The sequence below is a fragment of the Haloarcula sp. S1AR25-4 genome (assembly GCF_031624555.1).
Taxonomy (GTDB): Archaea; Halobacteriota; Halobacteria; order Halobacteriales; family Haloarculaceae; genus Haloarcula; species Haloarcula pellucida.
On the sequence record NZ_JAMQOR010000023.1, the window covers coordinates 1 to 671 of the forward strand.

Genomic DNA, 671 nt, shown 5'->3' on the forward strand with positions numbered 1-671 from the left:
TCACGGGACCTTGTATGCCCCGTCGCTCCATCGCCAACTGAGTTCAAGCTCTATTTCGCCTCCCTTCTGAGGGTACTTTGCAGCGTTCGTTCACACTACTTGTGCACTATCGGTCTCGAGGAGTGTTTAGCCTTCGCAGTCGATGCCTGCGTTGTTCGCGAGGGATATCCAACCCCCGCTACTCCGGAACTGACGCACAGCGTACTGATTTCGAGTACGGGGTTGTCACCCTGTCTCACGCCCTGTTCCAAGGGACTTCGTCGAAATGGTCTGCTGATGAGAGTCAGTCCAAACACCACATTGCCCGTGAGGGCTTCGGTTTGGGCTGTATCGCGTTCACTCGCGGTTACTGACGACATCACGTTGCGTTTTCTTTTCCTCCCGATACTGAGATGTTTCAGTTCTCGGGGTTCCTCATTGCGCGAAGCAATTGTGAAGAGATTCTCATTCGGAAATCCTGAGTTCTTAGCCTCCGTGCGGCTCCCTCAGGCTTTTCGCAGCTTGGCACGTCCTTCTTCAGCTCTCGAGCCGAGCTATCCACCAGCTGGCATAGTAGCCAACGTCGTTGTGACTCGCTAAACTGAACGAGTCCAGTGGACGCCTGGATCGCACGTACACACGGTTTCATACTCGCCCCCAAGGTGGTAGATGGTGGGCGAATCGACCCTTCC

General features: G+C 54.8%; 1 rRNA gene. It reads right to left on the reverse strand.

Going from position 1 to position 671, the window contains the following annotated elements:
- Positions 1 to 565 (reverse strand): 23S ribosomal RNA (locus NDI85_RS22240); the annotation flags it as partial.
- Positions 566 to 671 lie beyond the last annotated feature (106 nt).